General features: G+C 68.5%; 10 protein-coding genes. 4 read left to right on the plus strand and 6 right to left on the minus strand.

Going from position 1 to position 13,200, the window contains the following annotated elements; all coding sequences use genetic code 11:
* Both E1261_RS14470 and E1261_RS14475 read left to right on the plus strand, forming a co-directional pair.
* A partial coding sequence (locus E1261_RS14470) for an ABC transporter substrate-binding protein (protein ID WP_165952495.1) occupies positions 1-866 on the plus strand: 866 nt, incomplete at its 5' end.
* A 124-nt stretch (positions 867-990) separates the two neighbouring features.
* On the plus strand, positions 991-4,146 hold the full coding sequence (locus tag E1261_RS14475; protein ID WP_238176227.1) for a BTAD domain-containing putative transcriptional regulator: 3,156 nt from the start codon (positions 991-993) through the stop codon (positions 4,144-4,146).
* A gap of 4 nt (positions 4,147-4,150) precedes the next feature.
* Here E1261_RS14475 and E1261_RS14480 read toward each other — a convergent pair whose 3' ends face one another.
* Positions 4,151-5,065: an NlpC/P60 family protein gene (locus E1261_RS14480; protein WP_132406800.1), complete on the minus strand. Its 915-nt coding sequence runs from the start codon at positions 5,063-5,065 to the stop codon at positions 4,151-4,153.
* 131 nt (positions 5,066-5,196) lie between these two features.
* Positions 5,197-5,457, minus strand: coding sequence for a cell division protein CrgA (locus E1261_RS14485; protein WP_132406802.1), 261 nt, complete (start codon positions 5,455-5,457; stop codon positions 5,197-5,199).
* Between the two features lie 112 nt (positions 5,458-5,569).
* Between E1261_RS14485 and E1261_RS14490 the strand changes: the two genes are divergently transcribed.
* Together E1261_RS14490 and E1261_RS14495 are read left to right on the plus strand one after the other, a co-directional pair.
* Positions 5,570-6,343 carry a DUF881 domain-containing protein gene (locus tag E1261_RS14490; protein ID WP_132406804.1) on the plus strand — a complete coding sequence of 258 codons (774 nt, stop codon included), beginning with the start codon at positions 5,570-5,572 and terminating at the stop codon, positions 6,341-6,343.
* Between the two features lie 27 nt (positions 6,344-6,370).
* The gene (locus E1261_RS14495; protein ID WP_132406806.1) at positions 6,371-6,988 is read left to right on the plus strand and encodes an aminodeoxychorismate/anthranilate synthase component II; all 618 of its coding nucleotides are present in this window, start codon (positions 6,371-6,373) and stop codon (positions 6,986-6,988) included.
* 58 nt (positions 6,989-7,046) lie between these two features.
* Here the strand turns inward: E1261_RS14495 and pknB are convergent, their stop codons facing one another.
* The 4 genes from pknB to E1261_RS14515 all read right to left on the minus strand — a co-directional run bounded on the left by pknB (position 7,047) and on the right by E1261_RS14515 (position 13,191).
* Positions 7,047-8,870, minus strand: a complete 1,824-nt coding sequence (pknB, locus tag E1261_RS14500; protein ID WP_132406808.1) for a Stk1 family PASTA domain-containing Ser/Thr kinase — start codon at positions 8,868-8,870, stop codon at positions 7,047-7,049.
* Positions 8,871-8,984: 114 nt separating this feature from the next.
* Complete coding sequence (locus tag E1261_RS14505; RefSeq protein ID WP_132406810.1) at positions 8,985-10,436, minus strand: peptidoglycan D,D-transpeptidase FtsI family protein; 1,452 nt, start codon at positions 10,434-10,436, stop codon at positions 8,985-8,987.
* Positions 10,433-11,818 (minus strand): FtsW/RodA/SpoVE family cell cycle protein, encoded by a 1,386-nt coding sequence (locus tag E1261_RS14510; RefSeq protein WP_132406812.1) that lies wholly within the window; start codon positions 11,816-11,818, stop codon positions 10,433-10,435. Before E1261_RS14510 ends, E1261_RS14505 begins: the two co-directional genes overlap by 4 nt.
* Complete coding sequence (locus E1261_RS14515; protein ID WP_132406814.1) at positions 11,815-13,191, minus strand: PP2C family protein-serine/threonine phosphatase; 1,377 nt, start codon at positions 13,189-13,191, stop codon at positions 11,815-11,817. Before E1261_RS14515 ends, E1261_RS14510 begins: the two co-directional genes overlap by 4 nt.
* Positions 13,192-13,200: the final 9 nt, after the last annotated feature.

The raw sequence follows: 13,200 nt of genomic DNA on the forward strand, positions 1-13,200 counted from the left end.
GCGTGAAGATCACCCGCCCGTCCCGGCCCACAACGCTGGTCGCCCAGATCCAGTCCGCCGCCGCGCTGTGGGACCTCGGCCTGCGCCCGGTCGGCACCTTCGGCAAGGCCAAGAAGGCGGACGGTACGGCGGACATCCTGGCCGGCAACGTGGACCTGACCAAGGTCACCTCGTTCTCGGAGACCTGGGGTGAGTTCTCCGTCGAGAAGTTCGCGGCACTGAAGCCGGACCTGCTGATCGCGCCGATGCACGTCCCGAAGGAGCTCTGGTACGTCCCGAAGGAGTCCGAGACCGCGATCGAGGCGATCGCACCGACCCTCGGCGTGAACTACCTCGAGCGCCCGGTCGACGCGGTCATCGACCGGTACGCCGAGATCGCGGCCGCGCTCGGGGCCGACCTCAAGGCCGAGCCGGTGCTCAAGGCCAAGGCCGACTTCACAGCAGCGTCGAAGGAGCTCGGTGACCTCGCCGCCCGGCAGAAGGGCCTCAAAGTCCTCTTCGTCTCCGGCGGCAAGGACGGCCTGTACTTCGGCAACCCCGCGGCCTTCTCCGACCTGTCCCTGCTGAAGAAGCTCGGCGTCGGTTTCGTCACGCCGAACTTCGACCCGAAACAGCCGCACTGGGAGAGCGTCTCCTGGGAGCTAGCCGACAAGCACCCGGCCGACGTCATCCTGTACGACGCCCGCAACGCCGAAGCGTTCACCGTCGACAAAGCGAAGTACCCAACCTTCGACCGGCTCCCCGCCGTACGAGCAAACCAGATCTTCGCCTGGAACCCGGAAACCCCCACCAGCTGGTCCCAGTTCGCCCCCGCCCTACGCCAACTGACCACAAACCTAACCAAGGTCCGCCCCCTCACCAACTGAGGCCGCGCCAGCTCATTCCCTGTGACTGCTTGGGATACGTAGGATACTTTCTGTGCCCGGAAGGCCGCAGGAGGATCTCCCAGGCCAGCGGCATGTCCAGGGGGCGGCGGACCGGTTTGGTGTGGTGTTGCGGGGCCTTCGGCGGGCTGCGGGAGTCACTCAGCGGGAGCTTGCTGACCGGGCCGGGCTTAGTGCGGGGACGATCCGTGACTTGGAGCAGGGGCGGTCCAAGAGCCCGAAGCAGGACTCGGTCGAGGCCATTGCTGCGGCCCTTGCGCTGAGTGGACGCGATGCTGGGATTCTCCAGGCCGCCGCCGGGACGCGCCCGTCGATCGTGGGGGCGAACCCCGGTGTGGCAGGGGCGCTCCGGATCGGAGTCCTCGGTCCGGTTGAGGTTTGGCACGGAGCCGTGCTGGTGCCCATCAACTCCGGTCCGCAGCGGATCTTGCTGGCCCGGCTCGCTCTTGCTGCGGGTACGACGGTCAGTCAGGACGAGTTGATCGATCTCCTCTGGCCGCGCGACGTACCCATCAATGCAGCGAATCTGCTGTACACCCGTGCCACCAGGCTGCGACGACTGCTGGCGGTTGGCGGACCGGTCAACCGGGTTGTCGGCGGTGGTACCGGCTACCGGCTGGCGCTGGGCACGGACGAACTCGACCTCCTGACCTTCCGCGACCTCCTGGCCCAGGCAGAGCGCGCCGCCCCAGAGGCCGCCTTGGCCAAGCTGGCGGATGCTGTGGCACTGTGGCGAGGCGACATCGATCTAGAGACGCTGGCGGCCGATCCGCTCTATCGGGCGGTCGTCAACGAGTACACCGCCGCGGTTCTGGCCTTCGCCACGCTGTCCCGTGAGGTCGGCGAGCCGGAACGAGCACTGAATGCACTCCGGGATCTGGCCACTCGGCACGAACTCGACGAGCCGCTGCACGTCGAGCTGATCCAGACACTGGCCGCAGCAGACCGGCAGGTCGAGGCACTTGCGGCGTACGACCGAATCCGCTCCGCCCTCGCAGGGCAGCTCGGTATCGACCCCGGCGACCGGCTCCGCGCGGTGCACCTTGAAGTGCTTCGCCGGCAACACGGGGCGCCAGTGCAGCGAATGGTCATCCAGCAAGCTCCCTCCGCGCCACCGGACTTCATCGGCCGCGCGGACGAACTGGCAACGATCTGTACGGCGCTCGCCCAGCCGGGCGCGCTGCCGTCCCAGGTCGTGCTGATCAACGGAATCGCCGGGGTCGGCAAGACCGCCCTCTCCCTGACTGCCGCACACCGTCTCCGCGCGGAGTATCCGGACGGACAGCTGTACGCCGATCTCCGCGGCAGCGATGCGACGACACCCGCACCGATCCAGGTACTCGGCCGCTTCCTGCGCGCGCTGGGTGTACCCGGCCGGCGGATCGGGACCGACGAGGCCGAAGCAGCCGCACTGTTCCGCAGCGAACTTGCCGACCGGCGGATGCTGGTGGTGCTCGACAATGCGCAGGACGCGACCCAGGTGCGACGGCTGCTGCCGGGGGTTGGGCGCAGCGACGTCATCGTGACGAGTCGGCGGCGACTACCGGACTTGGCCGCCGCCTGCGTCGTCAATCTCAAGCCGCTCACCCAGGATGAGGCGATCCGGCTGATTGCCTCCACCGCGAGAACGGATCGGCTGGAAGCTGAGCATGACGGTGTGAGCGCGCTCGCGGAGGCGTGCGCCCGGCTTCCGCTCGCGCTCCGTATCGCTGGCGCGCGGCTCGCCACCCGGCCGGAGTGGACGGTCGCGGACCTCGCCCGCCGCCTGGACGACGGCAACCGGCGACTCACCGAGCTCAGCCTCGGCGAGTCCAGCGTGCTCAACAGCTTCCGGCTCAGCTACGCCGACCTGAGCCCCGACGCCCAGCGCGCCTTCCGGCTGTGCAGCCTGCACCCTGGCGACGACTTCAGCGCCGACAGCACCGGGATTCTGCTCGGGCTGCTGACCGTCGAGGCCGAGCGAGTCCTGGAGGACCTCCTCGAGGCGAACATGCTTCTGCAGCACACGAAGAACCGCTACCGGTTCCACGATCTCCTTGGCCTCTACTCCCGTCGGCTGGTCGCCGAGGACACCGAAGCACACACCGCCCGGACCCGGCTGTATTCCTGGTACGTCGACGCTGTGACGGCCGCGATCGATGTGGTGTATCCGCAACTCGTGCGGCTGGGTGGACATCCCGAACCGGCCGGCTACTTCGACTCCGAAACCGGAGCGCTCGGCTGGCTCGACGACGAGCTGCGCACCTTGCTGGCTGTCGTGACGGAGACGGCGGACTCCGGCGACAAGTCGCTGTCCTGGCGAATCGCCGACCAGCTCCGGGGCTATTTCCTGATTCGCCGGCATGCCGACGGTTGGCTGCCTGCGGCACGGGCGGCCGCGGCAGCTGCACTGACGGTCGGCGACGACCGTGCGCAGGTCGCAATGCTGATCAACCGAAGCCAGGCGTTGGACGACGCCGGCCGGAGCGAGGACGCGCTGTCGGACTGTCTGGCCGGTCACTCCCTCGCGGTCACCGTCGGCTGGACCACCGCCGCTGCCTACCTGGCCCATCAGATCGGGTGGATCCAGCTGGAGTGGGGCACGCTCGGCGACGCCGACCTGTGGATGCGGCGCGCCCTGGAGCTGACCGAGGACGAGCAGCACGGCCATGTCCGGGCCATCGCGCTCAACGGCCTCGGGAAGACGTGCATGTACCGAGGCGAACTGCGAGAGGCTGCCGACCTCTTCGGCTCCGCGCTGCAGATCGACGAGGTCGGCCGCGGGACCTCCGCGCTCGCCATCCGCGGCAACCTGGCGAGCGCCCTGCGGCAACTGGGCGAGGTGGATCGTGCGGCCGGCCTGCTCTCCGACGTACTGGCGGCCTATCAGCGCCGCTCGCATCAGCGCGGCGAGCTGTCGACGCTGGACGAGCTGGCCCGGTTGTACAGCCAGCACGGTGACGGAGTGGCCGCGCTCGAGATAGCCCTGCGTGCCTACGACCTCGCGCTGGTCGTCCACGACCGAAAGGCCCAGGCTCAGACCGCCTCGACCGTGGCACAGGCTCACCTCACGCTCGGCGATTCCGTCGCGGCCATCAAGTGGAGTACTGACTGCCTCGCCATCGCGCGGAACGTCTACCGGTACATCGAGGCCGAAGCGCTGTTCACGCTGGCCGCGGCAGAACGCCGTACCGGCGACTCGGCAACCGCCGCCGACGCCACCGAGCAGGCTACGGCGATCGCCGTAGCCTGCGGATTCCGCCTACTCGAGGCCCAGGCGTGAGTTGTCAGTCGGTGGAGACGCCGAGGATGCGGTAGATCCCGACGACGCCGCTCCACATGGGGTGCGTGGTGAGGCCGAGGGTTTCGTTGAGGGCGCCGTAGGCTTCGTTGTTTCCGGCGTAGAAGTCGACGTGGTCGACAGCGGAGTCGCCGTCGGTGTTGTAGAAGAACAGGTCGCCGACCTTCGCGTCCGCCCGGTCGACCCGCTTCGCGTAGACCTTTGCGGGCGAGGTGTGCGAGGCCGCCCAGTTGTGGATCGAGTCGGCGGTACGAACGTTGCCGAAGCCGGGGAAGAGCGGGATCTTGTCGTACGACGTCAGCGTCAGCCCGGAGCAGTCGTAGTAGTTCGGACCCAGGCCGTAATCCGGGCCCAGGTTCCCGAACCGGTACTGCTTGTCCCGCTGGCTCCAGGCGTTGTCGTAGGCGATCCGGGTCCAGTTGAAGATGTTCCGGGACTCGGTGCAGCCGTTGCCCTCGGGATCCTGGGCGCTGGTCCCGTTCTGGACCTTCACCTTCAGGTGATTGAGGTCGGCGATGTTCTCGGGGTTCCAGTCAGCTTCGAGGCCGACCTCGCTGTGGCCGTTGCCGGCCCGGAGGACGAAGAAGGTGTCTCCGCTGGGGAAGATCATGGGGGTGTTGACGTTGTTGCTGCCGATGGCGTTGATCCGCAGGACGGGAGACCAGCCGGCCGCCGTACCGGTGTCTTCGATGGACCAGCGGACGGTCACCCGGTTCGGGCCCAGCCAGTCGACCTGGATGAAGGCCGAGGCGCCGGGGCACTCAACGGTGAGCGTCGCGCTCGGGTTGGCCAGACCGGCGGCCTGCGCCGGTGTCGGGCCGACCAGGAGCGCGCCGGAGACTGCTGTGACGATGGTCATGGCCAACGCTGCCAAACTTCGGCGCAGACGGTTGCGTTGCATGGTGAGACTCCTTCAACCTTCGGGCGGTGCGCCCCCGCTGTGCGGGTGCGCTTTGTGCCGAGGTTAGGAATCGCTGCTGCCGCCGAACTGCCCGTACTGCCCGTACCGGCGGCGCGCCCGTACTGCCTAGGTCAGACCCACTGCGTGGAGACGACGAAGCCCAGAGCGATCAGGCCCATGCCGACCAGCAGGTTCCAGTTGCCGAGGTCCTTCATCAGCGGGATGTCCTGGCCGGCGACGTAGAAAACGACCAGCCAGGCGAGGCCGAGCAGCCAGGAAGCCAGCATCAGCGGGGCCACCCAGACGCGGCTGGTGGTGCGCGGCGCCTTCGGCGTCTTCTCGACCTTGACCTTCTCGGTCTTCTTCTTGTTACGACTGCTCGACTCGGGCACGGCTGAACTCCTTGTAAGGACGCATAAGCTGACCTCTTGAGGGCCAGGAGGCAGGACCTGTCGGGTCCGGTCCCGGGTTAGCGTAGTGCAGAGAGCGATCTGGAGGTGACTGGTGCGTAGGTTGAAGCGGATTTCACTGTGGCGCGCGGGCGTCCCGCTGGCGCTGATGTGCGCCGGTCTGCTGTTCGCGACCAGTGCCACCAGTGCCCGTGGGACCGACCTGCGACCCAGCCGGAACACGACGCTGGCCGGGCTGGTGGAGGAGCAGAGCCGCCGGAGCGCCGCCCTGGTCCGCCAGCACGCCACGCTCACCCAGGATATCGAGCGGCTGCAGGCGCAGCAGGGCTCGATCGACCCGAAGATCGCCAAGCGGCTGAAGAGCCTGTCCGACGCGGTCGGTATCACGCCGGTCACCGGGCCCGGGCTGACCGTGACGCTCAAGGACGCGCCGCGGGAAGTGGTCCGGGACAATCCGGACGTCGATGCCGACTGGCTGGTGATCCACCAGCAGGACATCCAGGCTGTGGTGAACGCGCTCTGGGCCGGTGGCGCGGAGGCGCTCTCGATCCAGAACCACCGGGTCATCTCCACCACCGGGATCAAGTGCGTCGGCAACTCGGTCGTCCTGCACGGCGTTCCGTACCTGCCGCCGTACAAGATCACCGCGATCGGCGACCGGCGGAAGCTGCAGAAGGCGCTGGACGACTCGAAGTACATCGAGAACCTGCAGGACTACGTGGTGAAGTTCCAGCTCGGGTACGACGTGAAGACCGAATCGTCGATCGCCATGCCCGCCTACGAGGGCACACTGGACCTGCAGAGCGCCACCGTGCCCGGGTTCGACCGCACCCCCACCGCCAGCCCGACAGCAACCGGCGGGCGTTAACGGGCGCCGCCTGTCAGAATGGGCTGCATGCCGCGCATCCTCGTCGTCGACAACTACGACTCGTTCGTCTACAACCTGGTGCAGTATCTGCAGCAGTTGCAGGCCGAGACCACCGTGCTGCGCAACGACGAGGTCACTCCTGACCAGGCCACGGCGTATGACGGCGTCCTGCTCTCCCCCGGTCCCGGGACCCCGGAAGAGGCCGGTGCCTGCGTGGACATCGTCAAAGAGGCGGGTGGCCAGGTGCCGATCTTCGGCGTCTGCCTCGGTCTGCAGGCGATCGGCGTCGCGTACGGCGGCGTGGTCGGCCGCGCGGATGAGCTTCTGCATGGCAAGACCAGCCAGGTGTTCCACGAGGGCGCCGGTGTGCTGAGCGGCCTGCCGTCGCCGTTCACCGCGACCCGGTACCACTCGCTGGCCATCGCGCAGGACACCGTTCCCGACGAGCTGCAGGTGACCGCGCGGACCGAGGCCGGCGTGATCATGGCGGCCCGGCACCGCGACCTGGCGGTCGAGGGCGTCCAGTTCCACCCGGAGTCGGTGCTGACCGAGGGCGGGCACCGGATGCTGGCCAACTGGCTGGAGATGTGCGGCGACCCCGGCGCCGTCGAGCGCTCCGCCGGAATGGCCCCGCTCGTCAGCTGATCGCCGTACAAACGAGAAAGCCCCCGCCGCGGCGGGGGCTTCGTCGTTTCCGGCTGGGTCAGCCGCCGATGATCGGCGTGTTCGTCGGATCGGGGTCGGGAGTGTTACTCGGGTCCGGTGTGGGGTCGCCCTCGGGCAGGCGGTTGATGGTCAGCGTGATCGTGCTGCCCTTCGGCGCCGTCTTACCGCCCTCGACGCTCTGCGCGAGCACAGTGCCGTCGACCGCGTTCGGGTCCTCGCCGTACTTCTGGCCGACCACGAAGCCGCGGGCCTTCAGCTGGGCGATGGCGTCGTCGGCGGGCACCGTGAGCAGTTGCGGCACCTCGACCATCACCTTGCCGCTGGAGACGGTCAGCGTGAACGTCGTTCCGGAGCCGTACTTCTTGTCGGGATCCGGGCTGACGGCCAGCACTTCACCGGCCGGCTTGGGGGAGTCCTGCTCGACGTTCTTGTCCGCGACCTTGAAACCGCCCGGCGCGTTCTCGATCTTTGCCCTGGCCTGGTCCTCGGGCAGCCCGACGACCACCGGCACCGCGAACGACTGCTCGCCGGAGGAGAACGTCACCGTGACGGTCGAGCCCTCTTCGGCCTCGGTCCCGGCGGCTGGTGTCGACGAGATGGCCTTGCCCTTGTCCACGGTCGAGCTCGGCACCGAGTCGCCCTGGGCGAAGATCAGCTTCACCGCGGCCAGCTTCGTGGTCGCCTGCGAGGTGGTCAGCCCACTGACATCCGGTACGGCGACCTTGGTCGGCCCCGGAGTGGTCTGGTTACCGGCGTTGGCGTCCTTCTTGTTCATGTTGTCGATCAGCGCATAGCCGCCGATCGCGATGGCGACGATGGCCAGGCCGAGCAGGAAATAGGCCAGGCCACGGTTCCGGCGGGCGCGGGCGTCCTCGATCTCGTCGTCGCCACCACCGGGCGGGAGCAGGTCGTCGCTGGTCTGCCGGAACGTCTGGGTGGCGGCCGGTGCGACCCTCGTTGGCGCCATCGCCCGGGTCTCGGCGACCGCGTGCATCGGCGCGGTCACCTGCTGCCCGGCGAGCACGCGGTGCAGGTCCTGACGCATCTCGGTCGCGCTCTGGTAGCGCTCGTCGCGGTTCTTCACCAGCGCCTTGAGGACGACGGCGTCGACCTCCGGCGGGATGTCCGGGTCGAACGACGACGGCGGCAGCGGCTGCTCCCGCACGTGCTGGTAGGCGACCGACACCGGCGACTCACCGACGAACGGCGGCCGTCCGACGAGCAGTTCGTAGAGCAGGCAGCCGGTCGAGTACAGGTCGGAGCGGGCGTCCACGGTCTCGCCACGGGCCTGCTCGGGCGACAGGTACTGCGCGGTGCCGATCACGGCCGCGGTCTGGGTCATGTCCGAGGTGGTGTCGGCGACCGCACGGGCGATCCCGAAGTCCATCACCTTGACCTGGCCCTGCGGGGTCAGCATCACATTCCCGGGCTTGATGTCGCGGTGCACGATGCCGGCCCGGTGGCTGTAGTCCAGCGCCTCGAGCACACCGGAGGTGATCTCCAGGGCGCGCTCGGGCATGATCTTGCGGCCCTCGCGGATCAGGTCCCGCAGGGTCTTGCCGGTCACCAGCTCCATCACGATGTACGGAATGGTGATGCCGGAGCCGTTCGGGTCCGGCTCTTCGCCGGTGTCGTAGACCGACACGATGGTCGGGTGGTTCAGCGAGGCCGCCGACTGGGCCTCCCGCCGGAACCTCGCCTGGAAGGTCGAGTCACTGGCCAGGTCGACCCGCAGCCGTTTGATCGCGACAGCCCGGCCGAGCCGGTTGTCGATCCCCCGGCGCACTTCGGCCATGCCGCCGCGGCCGAGCGGTTCGCCTTCTTCGTACCGGCCGCCGACGAGACGTGCCTGCGATGTCATGACCTCAGCCTTCCAACCTGTCCGGAAACTCACTCAATTTGCCCACGGTAGCCGCAGCCACCAGTGGATCCCCGTTGGAAAGACGCGCTGTGACCGCATCATTCCGTATGGTGCTCATGGTTGGAGCACCGCCTCCATCACGGCTTTGGAGATCGGCGCGGCCAGCGCGCCACCGGCGATGTCGTTACGGGCGACGTCGGCCGATTCGATCATCACCGCGACCGCGATCTGCGGGTCGTTGGCCGGCGCGAACGCGGTGAACCAGGCGAACGGCGGGCGCTCCGGCGAGGTCTGCGCCGTACCGGTCTTGCCGGCTACCTCGATACCGTCGATCTGGCCCTTCTTGCCGGTGCCGTTCTTCACGACGTCGACCATCATGCCGGTCAGCTGCGCGGCCACCTCGGGGGTGATGGCCTGGTGCAGCGACTCCGGCTTGGTCTCGGAGACGGTCTTCAGGTTCGCCGTCTTCACGCTCTGGACCAGGTAGGGCTTCATCACTTCACCCTTGTTCGCGATCCCGGCGGCGACCATCGCCATCTGCAGCGGTGTCGCGCGGACGTCGAACTGGCCGATCGCGGACTGCGCGGTCTGCGGCTGGTTCGGGTCGCCGGGGAAGGCGCTGGCCACCCCGGACAGCTCCGGCAGGTGCCGCTCACCGAAGCCGAACTTGGCTGCCTGCTCGCGCAGCGCATCCGGGCCGAGCTCGAGGCCCACACTGCCGAACGCGGTGTTGCACGAGTAGCGCAGCGCGATCGTCAGAGTCGCGTCGTTGCTGCCGCCGCAGTTCTTCCGGTCCTCGTTCACCAGCGGGGTGGTGGTCTGCGGTAGCGGCAGCTCGGCGGGCGAATTGGTCTTGGTCTCCGGCGTGTACTTGCCGCTGGAGAGCGCGGCCGCGGCAGTGACGAGCTTGAACGTCGAGCCGGGCGGGTAGGTCTCGCGCGCCGCGCGGTTCAGCGTCGGCTTGTCCGGGTCCGCCTCCAGCGCCTTCCAGGCGGCCGAGACCTTGCTCAGGTCATGGCTCGCGAGCTGGTTCGGGTCGTACGACGGCGTGGTTGCGAGGGCGAGGATCTTGCCGGTCTTCGGCTCGATCGCGACCACCGCGCCCTTGTACTTGCCAAGACCCTTGTACGCCGCCAGCTGGGCCTTCGCGTTCAGCGTCAGGGTGACACTCGCGCCCTGCTGCGGACGGTTGCTGATCACGTCGATGATCCGCCGGAACGCCAGCGACGGGTCGGAGCCGTTCAGTTCCGAGTTCTGGTTCAGCTCGATACCGGCCCGGCCGAACAGGTACGAGTAGTACCCGGTGACCGGGGCGTAGACCGGCCCGTTGGCGTAGGTGCGCTGGTACTTGAACCGGTCGTCGGACGGCTTGCTCTCCGCGATCGGGATGTTGCCGATCAGGATCGCGCCGCGGTCGACCGAGAACTGCGAGTCCCGGACCCGCTTGTTGTCGTTGCGGCCGTTCAGTTCGTTGGACCGGAAGGCCTGTAGGTACGTCGAGTTCGCCATCAGGGCGAGCATCAGCACCATCGCCGCCACAGCCAGTCGTCGGATCGCCGAGTTCATGCCTTCTGCACCGCCATCGCGATCGTTTCGTCGGACACCGGGGCGGCAGGTGTCTGTGGTCTCCGGGCCTGGTCGCTGATCCGCAGCAGCAGCCCGATGATCGCCCAGTTCGCGACCAGCGACGTACCGCCGAGGGCCATGAATGGGGTAGCCAGACCGGTCAGCGGAATCAGGCCCGTGACGCCACCGACGATCACGAAGACCTGCAGCGAGAACGACATCGCCAGACCGGTCGCGATCAGCTTGCCGAAGATGTCCCGGCAGGCGAGCGCTGTCCGTAGACCGCGCTCGATGATGAGGGTGTACACCAGCAGGATCGCGATCAGCCCGGTCAGCCCGAGCTCCTCGGCGAACGAGGAGATGATCATGTCGCTGTTCGCGTACAGGGTCAGGTGCGGCTGGCCCTGGCCGAGGCCGCGGCCGAGGATGCCGCCCCAGGCCTGGCCCATCAGGCCGACGGCGATCTGGCCGCCGTCGATCGAGAACGGGTCGAGCCAGTCGTTGATCCGCTTCGTGACGTGCCCGAAGGTCTGGTAGGCGAAGTACGCACCGGCGACGAACAGCAGGCCACCGATGATCAGCCAGCCGGCCCGCTCGGTCGCGACGTACAGCAGGAACAGGAAGAGGCCGAAGAACAGCAGCGAGGACCCGAGGTCGCTCTCGAAGACCAGGACGCCCAAGCTGACCAGCCAGGCGACCAGGATCGGGCCGAGGTCGCGGGCCCGCGGCAGGTCCAGCCCGAGGAACCGGCGGCCGGCCAGCGTCAGCACGTCCTTCTTCATGACCAGGTAGCCGGCGAAGAAGATGACCAGGCAGACCTTGGCGAACTCACCGGGCTGGAACGACATCCCGGCGACCCGGATCCAGATCGAGGCGCCGTTGATGTTCACCCCGAGGCCCGGGACGAGCGGCAGCACGAGCAGCACCAGACCGACCAGACCGAGCGTGTACGTGAAGGCCTGCAGCCGCCGGTGGTCGCGGACCACGATGACGACGGCGAGGAACAGTACGACGCCGACCGCGGTCCAGGTGATCTGCTGCGGCGCGAACGGGACGCCCTTGGTCCGGCCGATCGAGGTCAGGCCGAGGTCGATCCGGTGGATCATCGCGACACCGAGACCGTTCAGCAGCACGGCACACGGCAGGATGACCGGATCCGCGTACGGCGCCCGGAAGCGCAGCGCGAGATGCGCGATCAAGGCGAGCAGTCCGATCCCGGCGGCGTACAGGCCGGTGCTGGCCGGGACGCCGTCCTGCGCGGTGATGCCGATGTTCACGTAGGCGCCGACCGCGATTCCGACGGCGATCACGAGCAGGAACAGCTCCACCCCGCGCCGGGTGCGCGGGATGATCTGGATGACCGAGGTGGAAGCGATGCTCATTTGACGCCGTCGCAGTCGTCCGGGTTGGCCGTGCCACCCGGGGTGCTCGCCGTACCGGACGGGGTCGTCGTCGGCGCGGTCGTGGCCGGCGGCTTCGAGACCACCGGCTTGGTGGGCGTCACACTCGGCTTCGGCGTCGGCGGCGCGAGCTTCTTCGCGCATTCCTCGGCCGTGCGCTGCAGCTCGCTCACGATCGCGCGGGCGCCGGCCAGGTCGTCAGCCTCGATGTTGCTCTCCACTTGCTGGCGGTTGTACGTCGGCAGTTTGTCCACCTGCAACTGCTGCTGCTTCTCGTAGACCTTGGTCAGGGTGACGCCGGGAATGTCCGCGTCCACGCCCTGGAAGATCGCCACGAAGTCACCGTCGGTACCGACGTAGTACTGATCCTGGGTCCAGCGGTAGCCGTACCAACCGGCTCCGACGATCAGGCCGAGGATGACCAGCACCGCCAGGATCCGCCGTACCCAGGGGAACCGCTTCGGTGGGCGGGGCGCGTAGCGCAGCTCCTCGGGGTCGAGGGGCGCGCCGCGGCCACCGCCACCGCTGTTGCTGCCGCCGGGGACCAGCGTGGTCGCCTCACCGCGGCCGGTGCCGCCCTGGGCGAGCTCGGCCGCGGCCCCGACCAGCTGCGGGGTGCTCCCGCTGGCCGGCTCGGTCTCGACCACGTCGGCCACCACGCAGGTGATGTTGTCGTTGGAGCCTGCTTCGAGCGCGTGCGTGATCAGCTCGACCACGACCGAGTCCGGCGTACCGTCGGCCATCGAGGCGGCGATCACCTCGGCGGCGACGTAGTCGGGCAGCCCGTCGCTGCACAGCATCAGCCGGTCGCCGGCCTGGACATCGAGGATCTGCAGGTCGGGATCGGAGTCCGGCCGGCCGTCCAGCACCCGCAGGATCAGGTTGCGGTGCGGGTGCGTGAAGGCCTCCTCCTGGGAGATCCGGCCCTCGTCGACCAGCGACTGCACGAAGGTGTGGTCGTGGCTGAGCTGGTAGAGCAGACCGTCGCGCATCCGGTACGCCCGGGAGTCGCCGAGGTGCGCGAGGCCGAGCTGCTGGCCGTCGAACATCAGCGCGGTGACGGTGGAGCCCATGCCCTCGCGCTCGGGGTCCTCCTCGACCAGCTCGGACAGCCGCTCGTTGGCGCGGTGCACGGCACCGGCCAGCGCCTCGATCATGTCCTCGCCGCCGATGGTGGCGGTGTCGAGCCGCCGGATCACCTGGACCGCCGCCGCGCTGGCCACCTCACCGGCTGCCGCGCCACCCATTCCGTCGGCGAGCAGCAGCAGGTGTGGACCGGCGTACGCCGAGTCCTCGTTGTTGCGGCGCACGCGTCCGACATCGGACAGTGCGGCGTAGTCGAGCGACAGGGTCATCGAGGCAGG

Source organism: Kribbella albertanoniae (assembly GCF_004348455.1).
In the GTDB taxonomy this organism is placed as follows: Bacteria; Actinomycetota; Actinomycetes; order Propionibacteriales; family Kribbellaceae; genus Kribbella; species Kribbella albertanoniae.

Bases quoted from the DNA above. Each gene is read 5' to 3' on its own strand.
- E1261_RS14515 (WP_132406814.1), bottom strand. From the start codon at position 13,191: ATGACCCTGTCGCTCGACTACGCCGCACTGTCCGATGTCGGACGCGTG.
- E1261_RS14480 (WP_132406800.1), bottom strand. From the start codon at position 5,065: ATGCAACGCAACCGTCTGCGCCGAAGTTTGGCAGCGTTGGCCATGACC.
- E1261_RS14495 (WP_132406806.1), top strand. From the start codon at position 6,371: ATGCCGCGCATCCTCGTCGTCGACAACTACGACTCGTTCGTCTACAAC.
- pknB (WP_132406808.1), bottom strand. From the start codon at position 8,870: ATGACATCGCAGGCACGTCTCGTCGGCGGCCGGTACGAAGAAGGCGAA.
- E1261_RS14505 (WP_132406810.1), bottom strand. From the start codon at position 10,436: ATGAACTCGGCGATCCGACGACTGGCTGTGGCGGCGATGGTGCTGATG.
- E1261_RS14510 (WP_132406812.1), bottom strand. From the start codon at position 11,818: ATGAGCATCGCTTCCACCTCGGTCATCCAGATCATCCCGCGCACCCGG.